Source organism: Dyadobacter beijingensis DSM 21582, assembly GCF_000382205.1.
In the GTDB taxonomy this organism is placed as follows: Bacteria; Bacteroidota; Bacteroidia; order Cytophagales; family Spirosomataceae; genus Dyadobacter; species Dyadobacter beijingensis.
In genome coordinates, this window is record NZ_KB907787.1 from 72,215 (window position 1) to 98,359 (window position 26,145).

28 protein-coding genes are annotated in these 26,145 nt (G+C 49.6%); 21 read left to right on the forward strand and 7 right to left on the reverse strand.

What is annotated here, in order from left to right; genetic code table 11:
* Nucleotides 1-87 precede the first annotated feature (87 nt).
* The 8 genes from H144_RS0107460 to H144_RS0107495 all read left to right on the forward strand — a co-directional run bounded on the left by H144_RS0107460 (nucleotide 88) and on the right by H144_RS0107495 (nucleotide 8,625).
* Complete coding sequence (locus tag H144_RS0107460; protein WP_019941426.1) at nucleotides 88-2,184, forward strand: bi-domain-containing oxidoreductase; 2,097 nt, start codon at nucleotides 88-90, stop codon at nucleotides 2,182-2,184.
* A 2-nt stretch (nucleotides 2,185-2,186) separates the two neighbouring features.
* Nucleotides 2,187-4,082 (forward strand): heparinase II/III family protein, encoded by a 1,896-nt coding sequence (locus H144_RS0107465; RefSeq protein WP_229207856.1) that lies wholly within the window; start codon nucleotides 2,187-2,189, stop codon nucleotides 4,080-4,082.
* Between the two features lie 45 nt (nucleotides 4,083-4,127).
* On the forward strand, nucleotides 4,128-5,402 hold the full coding sequence (locus H144_RS0107470) for a glycosyltransferase family 4 protein (protein WP_019941428.1): 1,275 nt from the start codon (nucleotides 4,128-4,130) through the stop codon (nucleotides 5,400-5,402).
* A gap of 43 nt (nucleotides 5,403-5,445) precedes the next feature.
* The gene (locus tag H144_RS0107475; RefSeq protein WP_019941429.1) at nucleotides 5,446-6,066 is read left to right on the forward strand and encodes a thioredoxin family protein; all 621 of its coding nucleotides are present in this window, start codon (nucleotides 5,446-5,448) and stop codon (nucleotides 6,064-6,066) included.
* Between the two features lie 62 nt (nucleotides 6,067-6,128).
* Nucleotides 6,129-7,295 (forward strand): 4Fe-4S binding protein, encoded by a 1,167-nt coding sequence (locus tag H144_RS33705; protein ID WP_019941430.1) that lies wholly within the window; start codon nucleotides 6,129-6,131, stop codon nucleotides 7,293-7,295.
* 3 nt (nucleotides 7,296-7,298) lie between these two features.
* Nucleotides 7,299-7,820 carry an NADH-quinone oxidoreductase subunit J family protein gene (locus H144_RS0107485; RefSeq protein ID WP_019941431.1) on the forward strand — a complete coding sequence of 174 codons (522 nt, stop codon included), beginning with the start codon at nucleotides 7,299-7,301 and terminating at the stop codon, nucleotides 7,818-7,820.
* Complete coding sequence (gene nuoK / locus H144_RS0107490) at nucleotides 7,817-8,128, forward strand: NADH-quinone oxidoreductase subunit NuoK (protein WP_019941432.1); 312 nt, start codon at nucleotides 7,817-7,819, stop codon at nucleotides 8,126-8,128. The genes H144_RS0107485 and nuoK overlap by 4 nt, the downstream gene beginning before the upstream one ends.
* Nucleotides 8,129-8,178: 50 nt before the next feature.
* The gene (locus H144_RS0107495) at nucleotides 8,179-8,625 is read left to right on the forward strand and encodes a DMT family transporter (RefSeq protein WP_019941433.1); all 447 of its coding nucleotides are present in this window, start codon (nucleotides 8,179-8,181) and stop codon (nucleotides 8,623-8,625) included.
* A gap of 54 nt (nucleotides 8,626-8,679) precedes the next feature.
* On the opposite strand, the gene H144_RS0107500 is transcribed toward H144_RS0107495, so the two are convergent.
* A complete protein-coding gene (locus H144_RS0107500; RefSeq protein ID WP_019941434.1) occupies nucleotides 8,680-9,177 on the reverse strand; it encodes a DUF6265 family protein in 498 nt (165 codons plus the stop codon).
* A 100-nt stretch (nucleotides 9,178-9,277) separates the two neighbouring features.
* Nucleotides 9,278-11,170, reverse strand: coding sequence for an amidophosphoribosyltransferase (locus H144_RS0107505; protein WP_019941435.1), 1,893 nt, complete (start codon nucleotides 11,168-11,170; stop codon nucleotides 9,278-9,280).
* Nucleotides 11,171-11,454: 284 nt separating this feature from the next.
* Here H144_RS0107505 and recO point away from each other — a divergent pair, with 284 nt between their 5' ends.
* Both recO and H144_RS0107515 read left to right on the forward strand, forming a co-directional pair.
* Nucleotides 11,455-12,150, forward strand: coding sequence for a DNA repair protein RecO (gene recO / locus H144_RS0107510; protein ID WP_026350490.1), 696 nt, complete (start codon nucleotides 11,455-11,457; stop codon nucleotides 12,148-12,150).
* A 69-nt stretch (nucleotides 12,151-12,219) separates the two neighbouring features.
* Nucleotides 12,220-12,921 (forward strand): DUF4488 domain-containing protein, encoded by a 702-nt coding sequence (locus H144_RS0107515; protein ID WP_019941437.1) that lies wholly within the window; start codon nucleotides 12,220-12,222, stop codon nucleotides 12,919-12,921.
* A 2-nt stretch (nucleotides 12,922-12,923) separates the two neighbouring features.
* On the opposite strand, the gene H144_RS0107520 is transcribed toward H144_RS0107515, so the two are convergent.
* Nucleotides 12,924-13,358, reverse strand: a complete 435-nt coding sequence (locus H144_RS0107520) for a hypothetical protein (protein WP_019941438.1) — start codon at nucleotides 13,356-13,358, stop codon at nucleotides 12,924-12,926.
* On the reverse strand, nucleotides 13,355-13,750 hold the full coding sequence (locus H144_RS0107525; protein WP_019941439.1) for a hypothetical protein: 396 nt from the start codon (nucleotides 13,748-13,750) through the stop codon (nucleotides 13,355-13,357). The genes H144_RS0107520 and H144_RS0107525 overlap by 4 nt, the downstream gene beginning before the upstream one ends.
* Before the next feature lie 90 nt (nucleotides 13,751-13,840).
* Between H144_RS0107525 and H144_RS0107530 the strand changes: the two genes are divergently transcribed.
* Together H144_RS0107530 and H144_RS34570 are read left to right on the forward strand one after the other, a co-directional pair.
* The gene (locus H144_RS0107530; protein WP_019941440.1) at nucleotides 13,841-14,383 is read left to right on the forward strand and encodes a heavy-metal-associated domain-containing protein; all 543 of its coding nucleotides are present in this window, start codon (nucleotides 13,841-13,843) and stop codon (nucleotides 14,381-14,383) included.
* A gap of 108 nt (nucleotides 14,384-14,491) precedes the next feature.
* Nucleotides 14,492-14,647: a hypothetical protein gene (locus H144_RS34570; RefSeq protein ID WP_019941441.1), complete on the forward strand. Its 156-nt coding sequence runs from the start codon at nucleotides 14,492-14,494 to the stop codon at nucleotides 14,645-14,647.
* A gap of 101 nt (nucleotides 14,648-14,748) precedes the next feature.
* Here H144_RS34570 and lptB read toward each other — a convergent pair whose 3' ends face one another.
* Together lptB and recJ are read right to left on the reverse strand one after the other, a co-directional pair.
* Entirely contained in the window at nucleotides 14,749-15,480 is a 732-nt protein-coding gene (gene lptB / locus H144_RS0107540; protein WP_019941442.1) for an LPS export ABC transporter ATP-binding protein, read from the reverse strand.
* Between the two features lie 19 nt (nucleotides 15,481-15,499).
* A complete protein-coding gene (recJ, locus tag H144_RS0107545) occupies nucleotides 15,500-17,212 on the reverse strand; it encodes a single-stranded-DNA-specific exonuclease RecJ (protein ID WP_019941443.1) in 1,713 nt (570 codons plus the stop codon).
* A 118-nt stretch (nucleotides 17,213-17,330) separates the two neighbouring features.
* Between recJ and ruvX the strand changes: the two genes are divergently transcribed.
* The 3 genes from ruvX to H144_RS0107560 are packed head-to-tail and all read left to right on the forward strand — an operon-like array spanning nucleotide 17,331 to nucleotide 19,202.
* The gene (gene ruvX, locus H144_RS0107550; protein ID WP_019941444.1) at nucleotides 17,331-17,744 is read left to right on the forward strand and encodes a Holliday junction resolvase RuvX; all 414 of its coding nucleotides are present in this window, start codon (nucleotides 17,331-17,333) and stop codon (nucleotides 17,742-17,744) included.
* Nucleotides 17,745-17,792: 48 nt separating this feature from the next.
* A complete protein-coding gene (def, locus tag H144_RS0107555; RefSeq protein WP_019941445.1) occupies nucleotides 17,793-18,380 on the forward strand; it encodes a peptide deformylase in 588 nt (195 codons plus the stop codon).
* 24 nt (nucleotides 18,381-18,404) lie between these two features.
* The gene (locus H144_RS0107560) at nucleotides 18,405-19,202 is read left to right on the forward strand and encodes an amidohydrolase (RefSeq protein WP_019941446.1); all 798 of its coding nucleotides are present in this window, start codon (nucleotides 18,405-18,407) and stop codon (nucleotides 19,200-19,202) included.
* A 17-nt stretch (nucleotides 19,203-19,219) separates the two neighbouring features.
* On the opposite strand, the gene gatC is transcribed toward H144_RS0107560, so the two are convergent.
* A complete protein-coding gene (gene gatC / locus H144_RS0107565; RefSeq protein WP_019941447.1) occupies nucleotides 19,220-19,507 on the reverse strand; it encodes an Asp-tRNA(Asn)/Glu-tRNA(Gln) amidotransferase subunit GatC in 288 nt (95 codons plus the stop codon).
* Nucleotides 19,508-20,135: 628 nt separating this feature from the next.
* On the opposite strand from gatC, the gene H144_RS0107575 reads away from it, so the two are divergent.
* The 6 genes from H144_RS0107575 (at nucleotide 20,136) to H144_RS0107605 (ending at nucleotide 26,112) form a co-directional block, all read left to right on the forward strand.
* Nucleotides 20,136-20,975 (forward strand): MotA/TolQ/ExbB proton channel family protein, encoded by an 840-nt coding sequence (locus H144_RS0107575; protein ID WP_019941449.1) that lies wholly within the window; start codon nucleotides 20,136-20,138, stop codon nucleotides 20,973-20,975.
* A 61-nt stretch (nucleotides 20,976-21,036) separates the two neighbouring features.
* Nucleotides 21,037-21,651 carry an ExbD/TolR family protein gene (locus tag H144_RS0107580; RefSeq protein WP_019941450.1) on the forward strand — a complete coding sequence of 205 codons (615 nt, stop codon included), beginning with the start codon at nucleotides 21,037-21,039 and terminating at the stop codon, nucleotides 21,649-21,651.
* Between the two features lie 25 nt (nucleotides 21,652-21,676).
* Entirely contained in the window at nucleotides 21,677-22,258 is a 582-nt protein-coding gene (locus H144_RS0107585) for an ExbD/TolR family protein (RefSeq protein WP_019941451.1), read from the forward strand.
* Nucleotides 22,259-22,285: 27 nt separating this feature from the next.
* Nucleotides 22,286-23,110, forward strand: a complete 825-nt coding sequence (locus H144_RS0107590) for an energy transducer TonB (protein ID WP_019941452.1) — start codon at nucleotides 22,286-22,288, stop codon at nucleotides 23,108-23,110.
* Between the two features lie 218 nt (nucleotides 23,111-23,328).
* Nucleotides 23,329-24,276, forward strand: a complete 948-nt coding sequence (locus H144_RS0107600) for a substrate-binding domain-containing protein (protein WP_019941454.1) — start codon at nucleotides 23,329-23,331, stop codon at nucleotides 24,274-24,276.
* A 90-nt stretch (nucleotides 24,277-24,366) separates the two neighbouring features.
* The gene (locus H144_RS0107605; RefSeq protein ID WP_229207857.1) at nucleotides 24,367-26,112 is read left to right on the forward strand and encodes a tetratricopeptide repeat protein; all 1,746 of its coding nucleotides are present in this window, start codon (nucleotides 24,367-24,369) and stop codon (nucleotides 26,110-26,112) included.
* Nucleotides 26,113-26,145 lie beyond the last annotated feature (33 nt).

Sequence of the window (26,145 nt, forward strand, 5' to 3'; positions counted from 1 at the left end):
TTTGCCAAAAATATCAAATGTTGTTCATTACAGTTATTTCGCGGAAGCCAGGCGACCGATATTTAGTTAACCAGCACACTATATTTTATGAAACAACTTGTACAGAACCTGCGCACGGGGGAAACGGTACTGTTGGACGTTCCCACGCCGCTGGCGCGCAAGGGATGCGTGCTCATACGCACACGTAAAAGCCTTGTTTCGGCCGGTACCGAACGTATGCTGATCGAATTCAGCAAGGCAAATTTCCTTCAAAAAGCCCGCCGCCAACCCGATAAACTGCGGCTCGTGCTGGAAAAAATCAAAACCGAAGGCTTCCGCAAAACGGCCCGCTCCGTGCTCCGCCGCCTCGACCAGCTGATGCCGCTCGGGTATTGCAACATGGGCGAGATTGTGGCCATCGGTGAGGGCGTTCGGCATTTCAAGCTGGGCGACCGCGTGATAAGCAACGGTCCGCACGCGGAAATGGTCTGCGTTCCGGTCAACCTGGTAGCCAAGGTCCCACCCAACGTGCCGGATGAAGAGGCGGCTTTTGCCGTTTTGGGAGCGGTAGGCCTGCATGGCGTGCGACTGCTGGCGCCTTCCCTGGGCGAACGGGTTACCGTATTCGGCTTGGGGTTAGCCGGGTTAATGGTGGTGGACTTGCTGCGTGCACAGGGCTGCGAGGTGATAGGCGTGGAACCGGAAGCGAATCGGCGGCAACTAGCCGGAGAAAAAGACATTACTACCGTTAGTCCAGATGAATATACCGGTAAACAATTCACCGAACGGTTCGGCGAGGTCGATGGTGTGATTATAACGGCGTCGTCCCGCTCGCGCGCGATCATCGAGATGGCATCGGCCATATGCCGGAAACGCGGGAAAATCGTGCTGATCGGTGAGGTGCCATTGCATTTGAACCGGGCAGATTTTTATGAAAAAGAATTGACTTTTCAGGTTTCATGCTCCTACGGTCCCGGCCGCTACGACGATCAGTATGAGGAGCGCGGCATCGACTATCCATTGCCTTACGTACGCTGGACGGAAAACCGCAATTTTCAGGAAGTCCTCCGTTTGATGGCTTCCGGCGCATTGGCGGTGCGGCCGCTGATCAGTGAAACGATTTCCCTGCACGGATATGCGCTCCTGTATGCACGCAGGAAGTCGCTGCTGGGGGTTTTGATTGATTATTCGGGGGAAAATGTGATTGAAAGGAAAGTCGCGCATTCCGACGGTCCGCTTGTGCGACAGAAAGTTGTTGGGGGGATCATCGGTGCCGGCAATTTCGTGCGGGTGACCTTGCTGCCTTGTCTCCGGGGAAAATACATTAAATACATGGCCAGTTCGAGTGGGTTGCGGGCGGCGGAGCTGGCCCAAAAGTATGGTATTCCTTATGCTGCAAGTGATTATAAGGCTGTTCTCGATGATGAGGAGGTCAATTTGGTTATCATCGCTACCCGCCACGACAGCCATGCCGCGATTGCCGCGGACGCATTGGCAGCGGGCAAGCATGTATTTGTGGAAAAGCCTTTGAGTATCGACGCGCCGGGGTTGGAAAACGTGCAACGCAGTGTCGAAAAGCTTGCTTCGCCTATTTTGCTAAGCGTTGGTTTTAACCGTCGGCATGCCCCGCATATCGTTAAAATGCGTGAATTATTGGGCGATGCGCCAATGAATGTGGTCATAACCGTCAATGCGGGCCACATTCCCGGGCATGCTTGGGTCCACGACTGTGCACGCGGGGGAGGCCGTCTGTTAGGTGAGGCGTGTCATTTTATCGATCTGGTCGCCTGGATCGCGCAGAGCCGGATTACGGAGGTTTGCTCGAATGCACTTTGTACGGACCGAACGATGAGTTCTGACAATGCTAGTGTGCTGTTGCGGTTAGCCAACGGTTCGACGGGTGTCGTGCATTACTTTTCAAATGGAGCAATTAATTATCCAAAGGAAAGGATCGAGGTGCATTCACTCGGCAGGACGCTGGTGCTGGATGATTTCAGGGAACTGCGGGGGTATGGTTTCGATGGATTCGACAAAATGAAAACCGCGGCTGATAAAGGGCACCAGGCACAGTTTGACAAGCTTTTTGAATGCATAGCGAATCAAAACGGTTCGCTGATGCCCCTGGAAGATATCTGGAATACAAGTCGGGCGACATTGGCTGCCCGGGATAGCATGTGGACGGGAGGCTGGGTGAAAGTGCTATGAAAATGCTCCGATACTTACAGATCGGCTGGCATGTGAGCCGGCAGATGGGCTGGAAATATGTACTTTTCCGGGCGGGATACTGGCTGCAAGGCCGGTTAAGCATCCTGAAATGGCGTTTTTCCCGGACAGCGACCCATCGCGTTTTCATAAGTCTGGAAAATTGGCGTGGCTCCCAGCTAACTTTTCTGTTTGACCCTGAAAACCTGCGTGTGCAAAAATACCCAGCATTAAAACGGTTGGCATGGCGTGTGGCGCAGATTGGAGCAGGCAGATTTCAGTATTTCAGCGGGGAGTGGTTTGAAATAGCGGATTGGCATACCCATCCGCTGACGGGTTACAGCTACAATCCAAATGTGCATTGGTCGGATGTGGATGATTTTTCGGCAGAGGCGGGCGATATCAAATATGTTTGGGAAAAGTCGAGGTTTACCTTTTTGTATGACCTGATCCGCTATGATCACCATTGCGGGGAGGACCAGTCGGAAACCGTTTTTGGTCTGATTACTGATTGGATCGATTACAATCCCGTCAACTGCGGCCCGAACTGGAAATGCAGCCAGGAAATAGCTCTGCGTGTGCTGAACTGGACATTTGCTTTGCATTACTACCGACGTTCCAAAGCTTTGAGCCAGCCATTGCTGGATAAAATCCTGTGCAGCATTTACGATCAAATGCGGCATGTGGCGGCTAACATCCGCTTTTCGCAAATCGCCGTCCGGAATAATCATGTGCTGACGGAAGCGTTGGGTCTTTTCGTGTCAGGCCTGATGTTTCCATACTTCCCGGAAAGCGGTCGGTGGCGCATTGAAGGCAAGCGTATTTTCGAAATTGAGATCACAAGGCAAATCGCAAGCGACGGTACCTATCTGCAATTTTCGATGAACTATCACCGCGCAGTAGTTCAACTACTCTCCTGGGGAATTCGACTCGCCGAGCTACATGAAGACCGGATGTGTGAAGCGGTTTACGATCGTGCAATGGCATCAATCACGTTTCTCAAAAACTCCCAGATTGAAACTCATGGTCGGCTTCCCAACTACGGCCATAATGACGGCGCATTGTTTTTTCCATTAACCGAATGTCATCACCGCGACTTCCGTCCTCAACTGGCGGCGCTTGCCAATGTGTTGCAGGCCTGTCTGGATTATCAAAAGGGAGAATGGGAGGAAGAATGCGAATGGCTGACGGGTAATCCGCATTCTCCTGCAATTCCTGTTAATGTAGTTACCGTCGGCGTTTCCAACTTCCCGACAGGCGGTTACCACATCATACGCGACGCAAACTCGCTTACCTTTCTCCGTTGCGGCAGCTATTACAGTCGCCCGTTTCAAGCCGATCATAATCATCTGGACATTTGGGTCGGCGGGCGAAACATCCTGCGCGATGCGGGCACGTGGCTTTATAACACCGACGAGGCATTCACCCGCTATTTTTCGGGCACCCGCTCGCATAATACCGTGATGATCGAAGATTTTGATCAAATGCAGAAGGCCAACCGGTTCATCTGGATGTATTGGATCAGAAACGCCGAAGGGAAATCAGGATCTGCCGACAGGGAGTTCTGGATCGAATCGGAATTTGAAGGATTCCGGCATTTGGGAAGAGGGATTATCCATCGGCGCCGGGTCGTCAAAGCGAAAGGCCGGTTGCATTGGCTGGTTGAAGATCATGTTTTGAATGTTCCGAAGGGCTTGCGCATTCGCCAGCTATGGCACCCGGATGAAAAATTTCGTGAGGATTACCAGATTTCTGCCGTGGATGAAAAAGGCTGCGCGCTCATGGAGCGTACGGAAACCGGCTGGCATTCTGACCAGTATGGTGTAAAAGTGGCTTGCGACATGCTTGTATTCGAGAGTTATGGGCGCCGTATCCGTACGATCATTGAAAGTTGTAAGTGACCAAAATGTGATTGCCACGTATCAAGAGAAAAATCTGGGTCAGTTATGCATATTCTTTTGATTCACCAGTACTTCCTGGAAGATCATGCCGGCGGCGGTTCGCGTTGGAATGAGATAGCGCGTATTTGGGTTTCGCTAGGGCATTCGGTGACGGTTATTGCGGGAGATGCGCATTACATGAAGGGGAAATTGAATGAGAAATCCAGGGGGCGGTTTGTTTGCGGAGAGAACCTGGATGGTGTCCGGGTGATCCGCTGCCGGGTTTCGGGGAATGGTCAGCGGAGTTTTGTGAGCCGGTTTTGGGAATATACTTCGTTTGCATTTGCTGCGGTGTATGCGGGTTTTCGGTTTGCAAATGGTGCATATGATTTTGTTACCGTCACGTCACCGCCGCTTTTGGTGGGGATTCCGGGCGTGATTTTGTCGAAATGCAAGCGTATTCCGCTTGTACTTGAAATCAGGGATCTCTGGCCGGAGTCCGCGATCGAAACGGATGTTTTGCAAAACAAATGGCTGATCTGGCTTTCTTATCGGCTTGAAAAGCTGCTTTACCGGCATGCCGGTCTCATTAATGTATTAACACCTGCTTTTCAGGAAAAGCTTATTGCTGTGAAGCAGGTTGATGCGCGTAAAATCTGCATGATACCGAATGCAGCCGATTTTCGATGGAGCGAAGAGGCTCTGCGTCATGCGCCTGCCTGTGCGTTGCGCGCGGAGCTTGGGCTGGAAGGAAAGTTTGTGGTCATCTATGTAGGTGCGCACGGGCTGGCGAATGATTTGATGCAACTCATTGAAACTGCTACGCTGCTGGCGCATACCCGTGTGCACTTTCTGTTGATGGGCGACGGAATGCAAAAGCAAATGCTGGTCGAAGAAGTGATGGCGCGGGCATTGCCGAATGTATCGTTTTTAGCTCCGGTATCCAAGGAAAGGGTTTTTAATTACATCGTAATGGCCGATGCGGGTGTGGCGGTTTTGAAGAATGCGGCGATTTTTAAAACCGTTTACAGCAACAAAACTTTTGATTATTTCTCCTGTAAAAAGCCCGTACTGGTGGCGATCGACGGGATTTCGCGGGAGCTGATAGAAGAAGCGAATGCCGGAATGTTTGCGGAGCCTGGGAATGCGGCTGACCTGGCGGGAAAAATAGCATTGTATATGCAAAACCCGCGGCTCGCACAGGCGCATGGGGAGAATGGATACCGTTTTGCGAGAAGGCATTTTGACCGGACAATTTTAGCGAGAAATTTGCTGGATATACTTGAAAATTATCCTGAAAAAAAGGACCGGACGTGCCTTTGTAAGGAGGACAAAAAGTGAACTGAAAGTGTCCACGGAGGGTTTCTAAACAAATGACAATCCGATGAGAAATGTAGCACATTTGTTCCCCGAATCCATCAGAAACGAGGCTTTCACATATTCTGAATATATGCATTTGATGGAGCAGGTAGTCCTCGAAAACCGGACGACCGGCCCGAAACAATCCGAATCGCTCAGCCACTATACCCGGCTGAACCTGGCCCGAATGCAGCGGCTGAATAAAAAATCGGTTATTCATGACCCGCTGAAAGACGCAGTGATGCAAATCGACGTTCCGCAGACCTGGTACATTCTCACAGAAGCCTGGTGCGGTGACGCGGCGCAGAATATCCCGACGATAGTTGCGGCTTCGCTGAGTAACCCATTGATAAACATCAGGTTGCTGCTTCGCGACGAACACCCGGCATTGATGGACGAATACCTGACTAATGGCGGCAGGTCTATTCCGAAACTGATCGCGGTGGATGAGAATTATAACGAAGTTTTCACGTGGGGGCCGCGTCCGGCAGGTGCTCAGGCGCTGTTAAAAGAGTATAAAGCGAATCCGGTGAAGACTTACGCGGAGTTTTCCGAGGACATCCAGCGCTGGTACATTGCCGACAAAACGGAGTCCATTCAGCAGGAATTGCAGGCGCTTTTGGAAGCAGTGTACGCGGAAAAGTGAGTTTTTGAACCGTTTACTCTATATTTGTCATAGGGTAAACGTAATACCAACGAACAGGGATTTTGTCAGAATACTTTAAAAATATATCCGACGGCATCAGTACCACCCTCACGGGTATGCGGCTGACGCTACGACACCTCTGGAATGCGCGGAAAAGCCGTAAACCTGCGGATATTCGTTCTTCCGATTTCTACGACCAGCAGGATGGCATCGTCACGATCCAGTATCCGCTGGAAACTATACCCATTCCCGACAATGGCCGCTACCGTCTCCATAATGAAATGGACGACTGCATCGTGTGCGACAAATGCGCCAAAGTTTGCCCGGTAGATTGCATTGACATCGAGCCGATCAAGGCTGTGGAGGACGTCGGGCGCGCTTCCGACGGGTCGCCGATCCGTTTGTATGCAGCCAGGTTCGATATCGATATGGCCAAATGCTGCTATTGCGGCCTTTGCACGACCGTTTGCCCGACGGAGTGCCTCACTATGACGAAGACTTTCGATTACAGCGAGCTCGACGTCCGGGATATGGTTTACAATTATTCCAACCTCACGACCGAGCAAGCGGACGAAAAACGCGCATTGCTGGAACAATTCCAGCGAGAAAAGGAAGCATTGAAAGCGGCAAAAGCGGCTGGCGCAACAGCAACTTCTCCCACTTCCGCATCGGCAGTACCAGGTAATGCCGCTCCGGGAGCCGCCGCTCCGGGAGCCGCCGCTCCGGGAGCCGTTGCTCCGGCCCGACCTGTTTTCAAACCGACGATCAAGCCTAAAACTACGGAAGAAGCTGTCGCAAAAGCAGAACCAACAGAAGCAGCGGAGCCAACCAGACCAGCGCCTAAGCCGGCATTTAAACCGGTAATGAAGCCAAAAGCACCGGCTGAAAACGCACCAACCGAAACCGAACCGACCGAAAAGCCTGCCGCTGCGAAGCCGATTTTCCGCCCGACGCAAAAGCCGAAGGTTGTGCCGGATGAAAATATTGAGAAGCCTGTTTCTGGGACGCAAACCGAGCCTGTTGAAAAACCGGCCGAACCGGTTGAAAAGCCAGTGGCAAAAGCGCCGTTCCGTCCGACGATGAAGCCGAAGGTGGTGTCAGACGAAAATGTGGAAAAGCCGGTTGCTGAAACACCATCCGAGCATGTTGAAAAACCGGCCGAACCGGTTGAAAAGCCGGCGGCAAAAGCGCCGTTCCGTCCGACCATGAAACCTAAACCCAAAGAGTAGTTAATGGAGGCGCTCATATTTTACCTGTTTTCGGCATTGACCCTCGCTGCGGGACTGTTGATATTGTTTTCCAAAAACCTGATTTACGGGGCATTCGCGTTATTCCTCGCGTTCCTCGGCGTGGCCGCGTTGTATGTGCTCGCGGGCGCAGATTTTTTGGCTGTTTCGCAAATCATGATTTATGTAGGCGGCATCCTGGTGTTGCTCATATTCGGGATTATGCTTACGCAAAAGAAGGAGCAAAGCGACGATTCTACGCGGCATAACAGGATAGAAGTGCCGATTACGCGGCAATTATGGGGGTTCCTGATCGGCGCCGGACTGTTTGGGCTGCTGGTAAAGGTCATTCTCACCTCGGATTTCAAATTGGCCGGGGATGAAATGAGCAGCAAATCTACCATCAAAACGATCGGTGTGGAGTTAATGACAAGTCATTTGCTGCCATTTGAAATAGCGGCTGTCCTGCTGCTGGTCGCGCTGATTGGCGCGGCTTATCTTGCATTAAACCGAAACCCAACGCCATGACCGTCATTCCTGTACAATATTACCTGATCGTCGCGGCGGCGCTGTTCTGTATTGGCTTGGCTATCTCGGTTACCAAACGGCACTTTATCGGAATGTTGCTGGGTATTGAGTTAATGCTCAATGCAGTGAATATCAATCTCGTGGCATTCAGCCGGCACGATCCTGAACGTTTGAGCGGCCAACTTTTTGCACTTTTTGTGATCGTGGTCGCTGCTGCCGAGGTGACGGTCGCGCTGGCAATTATCCTGCGGGTGTACGGCCGTTTCAAAACCGTCGATCCCGACAAGGTTAGCGATTTAAAGCAGTAGCACGATCGGCGGGAAACAAGTAACTTCGTCTCAAAATTATCATTTCCCGCATGAACTGGATTTTCCTGATCTTTGCCTTTCTCATTGGTATCAGCAACGCCGTGCAATCGGGCGTGAACACGCAGCTCCGCGAGTCGATCAATAACCCCATTCTCGCGGCAATGACCTCTTTTTTTGTGGGATTGCTCGTACTGAGCATTGCATTCGCCTGTTTCAATCAGAATCCCGTTCCCTCCCTTGCCGATTTCAAACAGGTTTCGTGGACGCGCTTCATGGGCGGCGTTTTGGGTGCATTCTACGTGATCACGGTTATTTTTATTGTTCGGAATATCGGGCCTTCCAATATGATGTGCCTGATCATCGCCGGCCAGATGGTAACTGTCATGACGATTGATCACTTTGGTTTACAGGGGTTTGCAGTACATCATTTGAATTTGCCCCGCATTTTGGGAACCATCCTGCTCGTAGCGGGCGTTTACCTGATCCTTAAAAATTAGGCACAAAAAAACAGCAACCCGATGGATTGCTGTGGATGGGATATAGATGTAAAATCAGGGGATTTTGTTGAAAATAAACAGATCAACAAAGCTCCATTTGTCATTTTCTTTCTTCCCGCGCTGAATGACCAGCTGAGTAGGGGACCGTCTTTCGTAAATGATCCGCACCGATGCGTCGTCTTTCTCAAACAACGCCTGGTTCTTTTTGGCTTCGATAAACTTGTAGCGGTCGGCAACCTCTTTTTCTTCCAGCGAAATCATGCCCGGTTTGAAGTGTTTCACCATCGCCACCGGACCATTGTCAGTCTGCTCGAATGCGAAAATCTCATACAGTGCAGGCTTGTCGTCCTTGATCATACGGATAAACCCGACAATGTTGTTGCCCTTCGGAGCCGTCCACGAAGCTTCGATAGGCCCGCCATTATAAGTCCCGAGCCAGCGGCCGTCGAGGAATGCGATGTCGTTCAGGGTGCCTTGCGCCTGCGCAAAAGTAGCCGTCAATACCAGGGCAAATGCCAGAAAGGTCTTTTGAATTGTGTTGAATTGGGTCATTGAGATTTAGGTTGTGAATTGAGAAGGCAAATTAACAGAAATGTCGTACAAAAAAATAGCCGGCCTGTTTCCAGACCGGCTATGGTAACTTCAAACTTTATCAGTAAGCCCTTTCCAGTTTACCCTCGTAAGAGTTCGTGAAAGCTTTGTTTACGACTTTATTACCGCCCTGGGTTGGATAGTTTCCGGTGAAATACCAGTCTCCTAAATGGCCTGGGCAGGCTTTATGCAGGTTTTCTACTGTTTGGAATACCACTGCAAGTTCCGCGTTGAGGCCTTTCGGACGAATAATCTCGGCGATTTTCTGAGAGATTTCCTCGTCGGTGAACGGATCGTACAATGCTTTTACGTAGTTGGTATGATATGGATTCTTAGTCGCCAATGCAGTCACACTTTGTGTGTAGGCATCTTCCAATTTGTATTCCATATCGCGTTCTTCGAGCAATTTCAGCACGGCCCGGTAAGCGACGAAGTCCTTCATTCTCGACATGTCGATACCGTAGCAGTCCGGGAAGCGGATCTGCGGCGCGGACGATGCTACAACGATTTTCTTCGGTTTCAGCCGGTCGAGCATGGTAAGAATGCTCTTTTCAAGCGTGGTACCGCGCACGATCGAGTCGTCGATGATCACGACGGTGTCCACATTCTTGCGCACCACCTCGAATGTCGTGTCATACACGCTCGACACCATGTCGTCACGCAATGCGTCGGCGGTGATGAACGTGCGGGACTTGACATCTTTCGTTACCAATTTTTCGATCCGCGGCCGGAACGAGAGCACTTTTTCAAGGTCTTCTTCGAAAAGAATGCCTTCCATAATGGCCTGCTTGCGCTTTTTAGCCAGATACTCTTCCAGACCTTCGATCATTCCCAGGAACGCCGTTTCCGCGGTATTCGGAATGTAGGAGAAAATGGTGTTTTCGAGGTCGTAATTAACTTCTTTGAGAATCTGCGGGATAAGCAGTTTGCCCAGCTGCTTGCGCTCGTTGTAGATATCCGGGTCGGTGCCGCGGGAGAAGTAAATGCGCTCGAAGCTGCATGAACGTTTTTCCAGGCGTGGCAGGATCGGGAACTCGTTATACTCACCGTTCTTATCTACAATCAGCGCAGATCCGGGAGTGATTTCAGTGATCTGATCGTAATCTACATTAAATGCAGCTTTGATAGCCTGCTTTTCTGATGCCACTACAACCACCTCATCATCAGCATAATAGAATGCCGGACGAATTCCGGCAGGGTCGCGGATCACGAACGATGCGCCGTAGCCTGTCAACCCGCACATAGCGTAGCCGCCGTCGAAATCGCGGCAAGAGCGGTAGAGCAGGCGCGGCAGGTCGATATTGTCTTCGATGACGTCGGACAACGTCGGATTTTCGTAAACTCCCTTGAAGCGTTCGAATACCCGCTGGTTTTCTTCATCTAGGAAATGTCCAATTTTTTCCATTACCGTTACGGTGTCCACTTTCTCTTTCGGATGCTGGCCTAGTGACACCAGTTTGCCGAAAAGTTCATCCACATTGGTCATGTTGAAGTTACCCGCCATCACCAGGTTCCGGCTCCGCCAGTTACTTTGGCGCAGCATCGGGTGACAGTTTTCCACTTCATTGGAACCATGCGTGCCGTAACGAAGATGTCCCAGCCATACTTCTCCTGTGAATGCCAGGTTTTCCTGCAACCATTTCGCGTCGTTGGCGTGGTCCCGGTTGTTTTTGAGACCCTTGCGGAATTTTTTGTGGATTTTGGAGAAAATATCCGTAAGTGGCTGAGGTTCTACGGATCTGTACCGGCTGATATACCGTTTCCCGGGCGGGACGTCGATCTTGATATTGGCTACCCCGGCTCCATCCTGGCCCCGGTTGACCTGTTTTTCCATCATGACCGAAAGCTTATGAACTGCGTACAGCGGCGTTTCGTACTTGTCGATGTAGTATTGATAAGGCTTTCTAAGACGGATAAGTGCTATGCCGCACTCATGCTTAATGGCGTCGCTCATAAGAAGAGTAATGCTTTAGAGATATTGGTGTTTGCTGGTATGCAAAGCGTATTCCCTGAATATTAGCGTAACGAATTTCGATTCCCGTTTAGTTCGTTATTTCTTGCAAAGATACAAATCTTTCCGTCGGTTGAAACCGACGGGTATGGATGATTTTTCTTATTGGAATGCTTGCACTGCAGAATCCAATTGCCGGCAGTTTCAACTCCCGGACCAAAAGATTATTGCAAATTCTCATTACAAGAAAGATAACTATTTTTGATCAAACTGATATTAAAATTTCCATGCTTCACAAAACCCGTGGCATCGCGTTGAGCTACATCCGCTACAAGGAGTCTTCCATCATTGCGAAGATTTACACGGAAGCCTTTGGTATACAGACCTATATCGTCAACGGCGTACGAAGCAGCAAGTCCAAAACCAACCGGATCGCCTTTTACCAACCCCTCACACTACTCGATATGGTAGTGTACCACAAAAACAAGGAGGATACCATTCACCGTATCTCGGAGATCAAATGCTATGCCCCCTTTTTCTCGATCCCCTACGATGTAATAAAATCGGGCCTCGCGCTTTTTATGACCGAAATGCTCGGTAAAACTTTGCGTGAGGAAGAGAACAACGAGCCATTGTTCCATTTTATTGAACAATCGGTATTGTACCTGGACGATGCGGAGAGCGGTTTCGAGAATTTTCACATCCAGTTTCTCATGCAATTGGCACATTACCTGGGCTTTGGCGTGGAGGCCGTCGATGACCTGGAAAATGAATTGAAAAGCAACCACTTCCCGCACGTAGCGGACGCGCAGGAGCATGCGGCCACGGAGCGAATGCTGGAAAATGGCTACGGTTTGTCCATTCCGTTGGACAGGACCAGGCGGATCGGCATTCTCGAAAAGCTGATCTTCTTTTACAAAATCCACATGGAGGGACTGGGGGAGATCAAGTCGCTCGATGTTTTGCGGGAAGTTTTGCGCTGAAAGTTGCCCGATTTCAAAATTGGCATAATTTTGATAACGTATATGGTAACCCCATTTAAACCGAATGCAATGAAACATATACTGACGACCGCCTTTTTACTGATCTCATTCCTTTCTTTCAGCCAGGTACCCAAAGGTGCATGGAAGTCGCAGGAGCCTACTGGCAGCGCTTCGACGCTCATCGTGGCCGATAATTACCTTGTGATTGCTTCTTATAGTATTGGTAATAAATATTTCGAGCGCTCGGAAGGCGGGCCGTTCACGATGAGTGGCGATAAAATGACCTACACCCCGGAATTCAACTCGGCCGACACGGCGAAAATCGGAATTCCGATCGAGTTTACCGTGACGGTGAAAGATGATATCCTGACATTGCGCTATGAAGAAGCGATGGTGTGGATGCGTGTGGATGATGCCACGAACGTGCCAATGGCCGGCGCATGGCACATTACCGAGCGCGACAACGGGCAGGGTTCGCTGGTGCAGATCCACCAGACGGGGACCCGTAAAACACTGAAGTTGCTTTCTAAAACCCGTTTCCAATGGTTCGCGATCGATCCGGCGGTAAAAGGATTTTACGCCACCGGCGGCGGTACCTACACGGCGAAGGATGGCAAATACACGGAAAACATCCAGTTTTTTTCCAAAGACAACAACCGCGTCGGTTCTTCGCTGAAATTCGATTTCAAACTTGACAATGGCCGCTGGGATCATAGCGGCAAGAGCAGTGACGGCAAGCCGGTACACGAAATCTGGGAAAAAATCCCCTGACCCTACTCGATCACCTCGGCGTCTTTCAAAATGTAGTTGAGGTGATCGACGTCATTCGCATTCAATGCGAGTTTTCCGCGTACGGTGAGTACTTCGTCGGTGCGGAATCGCTGTTTTTTCTTTCTGAACTGCAATTCGATGATAGATTCCGGCCCTGCGCCGCCGCAGAAGAAGCACGCGGCCATGGGTTTGGCGGAAATGACGTAAATGTTGTCCGCTTCGTCGACCGGGATCATGTAGCCGCGAATGCGGACCTCTTTCCCTTGCAAAACATTCACCGAGGGCCCGAAAGTGGGGTAAAGGAAATACATGCTGAGTTCCTTGTTGAGTTTGCGCGAAAATTTCACGTCGGCCAGGCGCTTCCAGTTGATTTCCAATGTGTCCGAGGCCGTTGTGAATGCAAACAGCGGGACGAGAAAAATGGCTAATCTTCTCATTTTTCCAGTCTTTTGATGGCGTGCCTTAGTTCGAGGATCGCTTCTTTCGACTGCCGCTGGTAATCGAGCATCGACTCGTCGGTCATCGGGGGCGCGGCTTTGTGCGAATGTGCGCCATGTGCATGGTCGTGGGCATGCGCGAAGCCCGGCACTTCGATCACATTTGTTTCCCAAACCTCGATCAGGCTCTTCAGGCTGTCGATCTGTGACTGATCCACATCGTTACTGGAATTGGCGGATATACTGTCTAGCCGCGCTTCCAGTTCTTTCGAAATTTCAATGGCTTCTAAATGCAAACGGTTGGCTTCAACCAGCTCGCGGCTGTTCTCATTTTTCTTTGAGCAGGCAGCGGTCAGCAGGCAAATGGCGATCAGACGGATGGATAAATTCATTTGGTAATGGAACTTCAATAAATGCAACAATGTTGCAAAAATGAATTAAATACTTTTACCGCGCAAGTACTGCGTCCATTTTCTTCTCATATGCGAAGCATTTATTCCCTGACAATCAGCTTCATCATCACTTTTTTACATATCGGCTGCTGCATTCTTCCACTCTTATCGCTGGCGTCTTTTTCGTTCTTCGCAAATGGTTTTCTGGCCAGGCATCAGCTTTTGCTTACTGCGTTACAGTGGGCGCTGTTCGTATGGCTGACGGCCCGGCTGGCATTTTTCCTTTTTTGGAAAAAAAACTTTCACGGTCGTGCGGAGACATTGTCCTATTTCTTCGGATGGTTTATCGCATTGTCGGGACTGATTATCAACCGGTGGGAGCCGTTTAAAACGGAGGACCAGGTGATGGCCGAGCAGCATTTCGAGCGTTTCAGATCTCAGCGGCAGTTGCGCATCGACCTGACCAGTCAGGAAACGGCGAACGATCTCCTGGCAGATTTGCGGAAGATTGATGGCGTACGAAAAGGAAGTATTGCACTGGAAGCACAAGCCGTAACGCTATCCTATCACAAAGAAAAGGTCTCTCCGGAGCAGATTTTGGCGGTTTTGAAAAGTAAGGGCCATTTGAAGTGACCCTAAACGCCGATTGAGTTATTTAGATTTATTCAAAATAATTTTCATCAAACATTTGAATGATTCTAAATAGATAATATATTTGCCTCAGTTTAAACAGCAATGTGAATGAGCGCTTTGACTTATAGTGATGACAATACGGGTGTGGAGCAGGGGTGTTTCTGGATGAAAACCTTCGAAGACAGCACCGAATGCGTGTTTAAGAAGTGTTGCGAGAAATACAAAAAGAAGGGCAAGCATTGTAAAAAGTGCCCTAAGAAGTAACGTTCGCTGTTACCCTTTTTGACTAGTAATACAGTTCATGGTGAATAATTGTAAGAGAGGGAGTGCCGCCTGAGCGTTCCCTTTTCTATGCTGGAGACATTTCAGATCTTCCTTTTCAGCTCGAAATTCTGCCCCAGGTACACACGGCGTACCACTTCGTCCTCCGCCAGTTCTTCGGCAGTGCCTTGTTTCAATATTTTTCCTTCGAAAAGCAGATATGCCCGGTCGGTAATCGATAGGGTTTCGTTTACATTGTGGTCGGTGATGAGAATGCCGATATTCTTATGTTTCAGCTTAGCGACGATGCTCTGAATATCTTCCACGGCAATCGGGTCGACACCGGCAAACGGCTCATCGAGCAGAATGAATTTAGGGTCCACCGCCAAAGACCTTGCAATTTCCGTCCGGCGGCGCTCGCCTCCCGAAAGAACCATTCCCTTGCTTTTACGGACGTGCCCCAGGTGAAATTCCTCGATCAGCTCTTCTACCTTGTGTTTCTGGTCGGCTTTGGGTAGATCGGTCATTTCAAGCACGGCTTTGATGTTTTCTTCCACCGTTAATGTCCGGAAAACCGATGCTTCCTGCGCCAGGTAACCCAGCCCGAGGCGCGCGCGCTTGTACATGGGCAGGCTCGTAATGTCCTTATCGTCCAGGTACACTTTGCCGCTATTCGGCTTTACAAGGCCTACCGCCATATAAAACGAAGTAGTCTTACCGGCGCCATTCGGCCCGAGCAGCCCGACGATCTCGCCCTGCTCCACCTGGTAGCTGACATTATTATTCACAAGACGAACCCCGTATTTCTTCACGAGGTTTTCAGTTCTTAGTATCATTCGTTCGTTTAAGTGCTTCTCAATGCAGCTTGATGTCTTTCAACGAAAGCTGTAAGGTTTTCTTGTCACGGAAGTTGTTCTCTTCAAGGCAATAGCAGATCGAAAACGGCCTGCCATTGATAATATCAGGATAAAAATGCCCCATTCCAAAGCCAACTGCCGTGAATACCGCCGAGGCGTTCTGTTTTACCTCGAACTTGATATGCTTTTCCTTCATCAATGTCGGCCGGCCGACGAGCGTCATATTCCTCGACTCGAAGATCGGCGTCATATTGCCCGGGCCGAACGGGCCCATCTGGCGAAGGATATTGTAGAATTTCGGCGTAATGTTTTCCAGATCGAGCAGCATATCGACGTTGATCATCGGCACGAGCTGGTCGGGCTGGATGCGGCTGCTGACGATTTCATTGAACCGCATTCGGAATGCATCCACATTATCGAGCGGCAATGTGAGTCCCGCCGCGAATGTGTGGCCGCCGTATTGTTCCAGCAGGTCGGCGCACTCCTCGATCGCCTCGTACACATCGAAACCAGGTACCGAGCGTGCGGAGCCGGCGGCTTTCCCATGTGACTGGGTCAAAATAATGGTCGGGCGGTGGTATTTTTCGATGCACCGGCTGGCCACAATGCCGATCACGCCTTTGTGCCAGTCTTCCTTATATAACACGGTACTTTTTGCATTCGAAAACCATTCGTCGTTTTCGATCATGAAAAGTGCCTGCTCGGTAATGCTCGAATCGAAATTGCGGCGTTCGCTGTTGTGCTTATTGATTTCTTCGGCGAACTCCATAGCCTCTTCCTCGATCTCTGAAAGCAGCAACCTTACCGCTTCCTTCGCGTGCTTGATGCGCCCGGCGGCATTAATGCGCGGCCCAAGCCCGAAAACAACGTTGGTAATATCCAGCGCGCCGGTCATGCCTGAGATTTGTATCAATGCCTTGATGCCCGTTCTCGGTTGCGCATTGAGCCGCTGCAAGCCGTAGAACGCCAGCACGCGGTTTTCACCGGTAATGGGCACGATGTCGGACGCGATACTGACCACGAGTAAGTCAAGGTAATCATACAGCGTTGCCGGATCGATGCCCTGTTTGATACAAAATGCCTGTAACAACTTGAAACCCACGCCGCAGCCGGTCAGCTCCTTGTACGGGTACAGACAATCCTCGCGTTTCGGGTCAAGTACGGCTGCTGCGGGCGGAAGCTCGTCGCCGGGGCGGTGATGGTCGCATATAATGAAGTCGATGCCTTTTTCGAGGGCTACCGTCACCTTGTCCACCGATTTGACGCCGCAATCGAGGGTTACTATTAATGTATAGCCATTCGCATGGGCCCATTCCACGCCCTGCCACGAAACACCGTAGCCTTCCTCGTAGCGATCGGGGATGTAGTAGTCGAGATGGGGGTAAATCCTTTTGAGAAAACCGTAAAACAATGCGACGGAAGTGGTACCATCCACATCGTAGTCGCCGTAAACCAATATTTTCTCGTTGGAATCGATCGCTTTGCTCAGCCGTTCCACCGCCTCTTCCATGTCCTTCATCAGGAACGGGTCGTGGAGGTGTTGGATGTCGGGCCTGAAAAAATCGCGGGACTGGTCGAAGTCAAGGATGCCGCGCTGAACCAAAAGCGTTGCCAGCGAGGGACTTACTTTGAGGGATTCGGCAAGTCTCTGCGCAACCTGTTCTTGTTCAGAGGTAAAGGGAGGGAAGTGTATCCAGCGCTTTTCAATCATAGAGCAAAGATAATCGGATTCCGGAATGCTCGCTGCCAAAATGTGCAATCGGGTGATCCATCGGGAAAAGCTAACCGAAAGGTCTTATCTTTGCAAACTATTAACATATTTTAAGCCCATGCCACGTCTCCTGGCGATCGATTACGGTGCCAAGCGCAGCGGAATAGCCGTTACCGACCCGTTGAAAATTATTGCGACCGCACTCGATACCGTGCCGACGCATCAGCTGACCGATTTTCTAAAAAAATACACGGCGGGCGAGCAGGTAGAGGCATTTGTGGTAGGTATGCCTAAAAAACTCGACAATACCGACAGCGAGAATGCGGCCCGGGTTACGGCATTTGTCAAAACCCTCCAAAAGGCATTTCCCGACATTCCCGTACATCTGCACGATGAGCGGTTCACGTCGTCCATGGCGTTGCAATCGATGATCGCCGCGGGTTCCAAGAAGAGCGACCGGCGCGACAAGGGCAATATCGATAAGGTAAGCGCCACCATTATCCTGCAGTCCTTCATGGAAAGCAGTAGGTAGCATTTGAAAGAAGTACATATTATATAGGAAGCAAAAGTTTTAATAAGCATGATTTATCCAATAGTTGCATACGGCGACCCGATCCTGAGAAAGCCAACCCGTTTTATCGAAAAAGACGAGGTGGATTTGAAGAAACTTTCGGAGGATATGTTCGAAACAATGCACGGTGCTAATGGCGTGGGGCTTGCAGCTCCACAGATTGGTCTGAACATCCGCATTTTCGTCGTGGACGGTACGCCGTTTGCCGAGCGGGACGAGGATGATGAGGACGATGAGCCGGATTTGTCATTGGTCGATTTTAAAAAGACCTTCATTAATCCAGAGATATTGGAAGAAACCGGTGAAGAATGGGCGTTCGAAGAGGGTTGCCTGAGCATTCCGGGCATCCGCGGCGATGTGTACCGGCCCGAAACGCTCCGCATACGCTACCGCGACCTCGACTGGAACGAGCACGAGGAAACCTATTCCGGTATGGCTGCCCGCATTATTCAGCACGAATACGACCATTTACTCGGCAAGCTGTTCGTGGATTACCTGCCTACGCTCAAAAAGCAGTTCATCAAAAAGAAACTGACCGACATTTCGAAAGGAAACGTGGATGCCGACTACCGCATGCGCTTCCCGGGCCGCAGATAGATTTTAACCGACAAACATCCGGGAATGCAGGACCACAAGGAACCCCTTTCCATCGCATTGGTACAGGCCGACCTGCATTGGGAAAATGTGACGGCCAACCTCGCGACTTTCGAAGAAAAGATCGCCGCATTGGCCGAACCCGCGGATGTGATCGTGTTGCCGGAAATGTTCAACACCGGTTTTACGATGAACACCGCGCTCGCAGAGCCGATGAACCTTACGACGACGCGCTGGATGAAGCAGGTCGCAGCGCAAACCAATGCACTGGTGATCGGAAGCTTCGCGGTGAAGGAAGGCGGAAAATTTTTCAACCGCCTCCTCTGCGTGCGCCCGGATGGTACATACACGCAAAGCGACAAGCGGCATTTGTTCAGAATGGGGGAGGAGAACGACCATTACACGGCGGGCAGTACCCGGCTGACGGTCGAATGGAAGGGCTGGAAGCTCTGCCCGCTCGTTTGCTACGACCTGCGCTTCCCCGTGTGGGCGCGAAACCTGCAAAGCGATCCTTACGACATCCTATTATATGTAGCCAACTGGCCGGCGCGCCGCGCACATGCGTGGAGCACGCTCTTGCAGGCGCGCGCGATCGAAAATCAATGTTACGTGATGGGCGTGAACCGTGTCGGGACGGACGGGAACGGATTGGAGTACCGCGGTGATTCCGTCGCGCTCGATTACCTGGGCGAACCACTGGCTATGCTCGCGAGCCAGGAGACGGAAAAGATCGTCCACATTTCGAAGGATGAACTGCTCACTTATCGCCGGAACTTTCCGGCGCTATCGGATGCCGACGATTTTGAAATCATTGTTGAGGTATAGGACATTGTGTCCTATACTTACTCAATCACTTTGGGTACCATTATATAGGTACTATTTTTCGACGGCGCATTGAACAGCGCTTCCTCGCGGGAGAGCGTATTAGCGCCTTTATCCTCGCGCCAGTTGTTTTCTTCGTCGAGCACGTGCGTCAAAGGCTCCACTCCCTGCGTATTGATCTCATTGAGTTGGTCCATCCAGGTAAGTACGGAGTCCATGCTTTGCAAGAGCGCCGCTTCTTCCCCGGGCCTGATCTCCAACCTCGCGAGGTGCGCGATCTTTTTGAGCGACTCCTGATCGATCTTCATGGTATTTTAAGAATTTGTTAAGTTAACGGCCACGCCATGCATGGAAAGCCAAAATTACCGGATTTTTGTCATTCCGCTAGTGGTAAGCTCCGGGAAATTGCCGGTGGGTGCCTGCGACGAGGGAAAAATATCGCGACCTCGGATGGATTGATTTAGTCAAATTTCAGGGTACGACGGGAAATCCCGGCCATTGAAATTTAAAATTGTTGTCTTGACACATAGTAGGAGAAAAATAATATTTGCTTTTCTAAGGTAATCTTGAAATATTTTGAAACGCAAATCTCCTCACTAAAAAACATGTTGCTACATATGAACGCAAAGAGTACAATTATATAGCGTTGTCCGGATATGCGGTATATCCTTGCTGATCAGTATTAAAACGAGAATTATTACTAAAAATAGAAGGGAGGGCATTCTTTAAATTATGCAATTCGGAGCGGTTTCTGCGAAAAATCTGAGAAAAAATCTGCCGAAACGCTTGCTTTTTTTTAAAAGGAAAACTCATACTTTTGTAGATGTCGTTTATCCGAAAAGCATTCAAAATTTTATTTTACAGAAACCAGTTTTAACCAAAAGTTTTATTTAATTCACAACCAAAATCTCAATTTAACCTTTAAAAGTAAGTCTGATGGAAAAGAAAGCTACAAGTCCGGCACCAGCTCCAAAGCCTGCTGCGGCAGCAACTAAAGGCAAAGGCGGTTTGAACCCGGCATTGGTAATCCCTCTCCTTTTTGCGATTGCATTGTGCGTTTACATTTTCGTTCTGGGCGCTCCGGAACACTTCAAAGATGGCGATCACGAAAAAGGACCTATCGATGGTGATTACTACGGAATCGTTTACAAGGGAGGTCCTATCGTACCGATCTTGATGACGTGTTTCCTTGTTGTATTGACCTTTACAATCGAGCGTCTGATCACTTTGAGCAAAGCTAGCGGAACAGGAAGCATCGATGCTTTCGTTCGTAAAGTGAGAAGCCTGCTTGACAAAAACCAAATCGAAGAGGCTATCAAAGAGTGCGACAAGCAAAAAGGATCTGTTGGTAACGTTATCAAGGCAGGCCTTTTGAAATACAAGCAATTGACTACTGAAACTGCGCTTGACAAAGAGCAGAAACTGGCGGCTCTTCAGAAAGAAATCGAAGAAGCTACTACACTTGAACTTCCAATGCTTCAGAAAAACCTGACCATCATCGCTACACTCGCGGGTGCATCTACCCTCTTGGCGCTTTTGGGAACGGTAATCGGTATGATCAAGGCGTTCGCGGCTTTGGGTACATCAGGTTCTCCTGACTCTGCTGCTCTTGCAACCGGTATCTCTGAGGCCCTTATCAATACCGCATTGGGTATCGGTACTTCGGCTATCGCGACTATTTCTTACGCTTACCTGAACAGCCGTGTTGACGATCTTACTTACAGCATCGACGAAATTGGCATGAGCCTGCAGTCGAACTTTGCTGCACATTATTAATAGTTCGCTGAACTATTTTATAGTGAAGTTTCGTTAATATAAAAAAAACTTATATATTTGTATGGGAAAGGTAAGGCCTAAGAAACATGCGCCGCATACTGATATGACGGCCATGACGGATGTTGCCTTCTTGCTCTTGACGTTCTTCATTATGACGGCGACTTTCAAGTCGAACGATGCAGAGATTACAACACCTACATCGATTTCGCAGATCAAAGTGCCAGATGATAAGATCATGGTCATTAGCATTGACAAAGCAGGGAAAGTGTTCTTTGGGGTTGATGCACAGCCAGTTCGCGCTGCGATGCTGGATAACATCGGCCAGGCCAAAGGCATCACGTTCACTGATACCGAGAAGGCGAAGTTTGCACTGCAGTCGAGCTTTGGCTTTCCGCTGAATCAGTTAAAGCCCTGGTTGAACATGCCGAAGGAGCAAATGGCCCAGGTTAAGCAGCCGGGTATTCCGGTTGACTCGACGGGCGCCAGCGAATTGGCAGACTGGGTGTATGCTGCTCGTAAAGCAGATAGCGGCCTACGTATTGCATTGAAAGGAGATAACCTCGCGAAGTTTCCTGCGTTCAAGGACGTATTGGCTAACCTGCAATCGCAGAACATCAACAAGTTCAACCTGATCACAGGTAGTGAGCAAGCACCGGCCGGTTTTACAAACGATTAATGTTATCATTTAATAATTAGAAGAAATGGCAGCAATAGAAGAATCCGGTGGTGGTGGGCACGGTAAAGGTGGCGGTAAGGTTCGCGGTAAGAAGATGTCCACCCGTGTGGATATGACCCCGATGGTGGACCTTGGATTTTTGCTTATTACCTTTTTCATGCTGGCGACAACCATGTCGAAACCGACATCCATGTCGCTCGCCGTGCCTGACAAAACCGAAGATCAGGAAAAGCCGACGGAACCTTTGAAAGCGTCGAAAGTATTGACCCTGTTTATGGGAGCAAACGACGACGTATATTATTTGGATGGGATTGCTGCTGATGACGACAAAGCACCTACCGAATTGAAAACAACCCGTTACGGATACGATCTCAGAACCGTGATTTTCGCTTCTCAGAAACGTATCAATGCGGCTAATCCAAAGGATAAAGACGGTAACGACGCTTTCGTAGTCGTAATTAAGCCAACGGCGGTATCTACTTACAAGAATATGGTAGACGTACTCGACGAAATGGCGATTACAAAGACCAAGCGTTATGCACTTGTGGACGCTCTGACAGATGCAGAGAAGAAAGTCCTGGGTGATAAAATAATTCCAAAAAACTAGTTGTAAATCAAAATTAATCACAACGCCATGGCAGAAATCAGCCCGAATGCAACACTGGACGACATAGTGTTTGCGGATCGTAATAAGGCGTATGGGGCTTTTGAACTTCGTCAGGGTTATCGCAGAGATGTGACGAAGGCCACTATAATCGGAGCTGCTCTTTTCGTTCTTGCCATGTTTACGCCGTCAATCATTAACAGCTTGACGTCAGGTAAGGAAGAAGAAGCGCCGATGGTTGAAGTGGATTTGATGAAGATCCCACCGCCGCCAATTGACCCGGCAGAACCACCACCGCCGCCACCACCACCCGTGGAAGCGCCTAAGGTGAATACCGTGAAGTTCTTGCCGCCAGAGGTGAAAAAAGATGAGGAGGTTCCGGAAGAGGTTCCACCACCAACAGTAGAAGAAATTAAGGAAGCTGTTGTTGCTGACAAGACCATCGAAGGGGACCCCAACGCGAATGAAATCATTGTTGCGCCCGAAGCTGTTGCAGCGCCTAGCAAAGGAACAGTAGTAGAGGCAGCCCCTGAGCCTGAAAAGGTATTTACAGTGGTAGAGCAACAGCCTGAATTCCCGGGAGGTACGACAGAAATGTACAAATACCTTTCGAAGAATATCAAATACCCAAGCGCGGCATCCCGTGCCAACGTTTCAGGAAGGGTGTTCTTGTCTTTCGTTGTAAACATCGACGGAAGTATCCAGGATGTATCAGTTTTGAAAGGCTTGGGTTTTGGTTGCGATGAAGAGGCGATCCGCGTAGTGAAAGCTATGCCGAAATGGAAGCCAGGAAAGCAGTCAGGACGTGCAGTTCGTGTAAAATACAACCTGCCAATCAACTTCCAATTGGAGTAAGGCATGAGGGAGAAACCATTGCATGAAAAGCTCGGTGATCTGACCTCTTCGGTAATGGCTCTGGCATACGTAGGAGGAGGGGTCTTTTTGATCCTCTCCTCCTTCTCATTTAGATTGTTACCGATCGGTAGCTTCTGGAGGTATCTGTTCGCTGGCACACTTATTGTGTACGGACTTTACCGCGGGTACAGGGTGTTGAGAAGAAATCAGGACGAGTCATGAAAACGAAACTGGCGGCGCTGCTGCTTTTGCTACCCCTGGGCGTAGCAGGATTACTGAGATGTACCTCGTCAAACAGCGATCTGGACAATCCACGGCAAGGTACGATTACCATTGCGGCCGACGAGTCTTTCCAGCCGCTGGTGAAGTCGCTCACGAATGGGTATGAGGGAATTTACCCCAATACACATTTCAATATCGACTATAAACCGGAGCAGGAGGCTATCAGGCAATTGCTGAACGACAGTGCGCGGATCATTTTCACGACCCGCCAGTTGAATGAGAAAGAGCTTGAAATCATCAAGAAGCAGAAAGGCAGCCAGAAATTCCAGCATATTGCTACGGATGGCCTGGCGCTGGTGACGGCGAAGAACAACCCGGACAGCCTCATTACGGTCCCGCAGCTCAAAGCTATTCTGGAAGGTAAAACTACCGACTGGACGGCGATCAAGGGTTCGCAGGAGGGATTGATTACCCTGGTTTTCGATAATGCCAACGCCAGCAACCTGAACTTTGTGCTGAATAAATTCGGAATTAAGGACATTCAGAAGCTGCGTATCATATCGGCCGGTTCCAACGAGAATGTGATCAAGGATGTGCGGGAAAACCCGACGCACCTGGGTTTTATCGGGGTGAGCTGGATTAGCGACGGGCATTCGCTGGCTTCCGAAGAACTCTCTAATGGCATCCGGGTAATGGGTGTGGCCAAAGACGCCCAGCCCGCATCGGTTGCCGACTATATCCAACCGTTTCAGGAAGGATTGGAGTTCAAACGTTATCCGCTGCACAGAGACGTATACATTATCAGCCGGGAAGGCTACTCGGGGCTCGGCGGTGGGTTGATGACCTACATCGCCCGGGATGTCGGAGGGCTGATTATCCAGAAAATGGGTCTGTTGCCAACGGTAGTTTATCCCAGGGAACTGGAAATTAAAAGAGAGTTATAGTGAACGTAAACAATTAGTAGATTTGGGGCTTGTTATTGAAAAACCAAGTTTTTTATCATTATTTTAACCGGGTAAAAAATGAACAGAAACATGAGAATGAAATTAGTAGCATTGGTATTTGGTTTATTAGCGTTTGTTAACCTACACGCACAGACGGTACAGGATGGCTTGGCATTAATTCACGGAGAACGCTACAACGAAGCGGGCGACGTGTTCAAGAAACTCGCCGAAGGAAGCCCTTCTGCTGATAACCAATATTACCTTGGTTATTACTATATCAAAACCAACCAATTGGACGAGGCGCAGAAAGCATTCGACAAGGGTGTTTCGCTGGACGACAAATCTTACCTGAACAAGGTAGGGCAAGGAACGGTAGCGCTTGCAAAAGGCGACCGCGCGAAAGCGAAAGAATTGTTCGATGAAGCTGAGAAGAAGAAGAAGAAAGACGCAGAAGTTCTTTTCAGAATAGGTGAGGCTTACACATTGTTCGAAAAAAACAATGACCCTGCCGAAGCGATCCGTTTGCTCGACCTCGCGATCGCCCGCGACAAAAATCTTGCTGACGCCTATTTGGCAAAAGGCGATGCATTGATGCTTCGCAACGAAGGTGGTAATGCAGTAACGGCTTATGAATATGCATTGACCGCAAAGCCAAACTACGCTGTGGCACACAACGCGATCGGTTCAGTTTACCTCCGTGGTAAAAACTATAACCTCGCTTTGGAAAATTATAAGAAAGCCATTGAATCGGACGCAAACTTCGCTCCGGCTTACAAAGACCTCGCTGAGCTTTACTTCTTCGCTCAGAAATACAAGCAAGCGGCTGAAAACTTCGACCTGTACCTGCAAAAAAGCGGTAGTACTGATCCTGAAATGAAACTTCGTGGCGCACAGTTTGCATTTACTGCCGACGACTACACGAAATCACTTCAATTCCTCGAAGAAGCAAAAGGAAAGATCAACAACCCGATCATCAAGCGTATGTACGGTTGGGCTTATTTCAAAACGAACAAGCCTGACGAAGCCATCCAGAACCTCGACGAATTCATCAAAGGATCTCCCGACAAAGTAATCGGTGATGACTACAAATACCTCGGCCGTGCCTTGAACGCTAAATCGACAGATGGCAAAGGTTACGATTCGTTAGGTATGGAGTATATTAAAAAAGGCGCCGAGATGGATACCAGCAAAGCAGAGGCTGCTGCCGCTTATAAAGAGGTAGCCGGCTTGTACTACGCTGCGAAAGATTTCCCTAAGGCTGCTGCTGCATATGAAAAAGGTAACGGCCTGGATACTGCGAAAGCAACTGCCAACGATTACTACTACGAAGGTTTGGCTAACTTCCAGACTGCACAGACGTACATTGTTCCTAAATCAGGTGACCCTAACTTCGCAGACAGTGTGAAAATCGCAACTGACAAGCGTAACCTGTACCTGAAAGCTGACTCGATCTTCGCGACTGTAACCAAAAAATTGCCGGATTGGCCATATGGATACTACTGGCGTGCAAGTACGCTTTACAATGCGTACGACAGACAAGAGAACGTAGACAAGGGTATTTCACAGCCTTATTACCTCAAACTCACCGAACTAGCTGAGAAAGATCCGGACCCAAGCAAATATAAATCTTATTTGCGTCTGGCTTACGGCTACCTGGCGTTCCATGCACAGTCTACATTGAAAGACGAGGCGAAAGCGAAGGAGTATTGGGAGAAACTGTTGAAAGTTGATCCGGACAATGCTGCGGCTAAGGAAGCACTTGGATTGGCGGTTGCTCAGCCTGCACAACCTGCTGCGGCTGGTGCTGCTGCAAAGCCGGCCCCTAAGAAGAAATAAGTTCAAAAAAGGCTATAACTAAGAAAGCCGCCC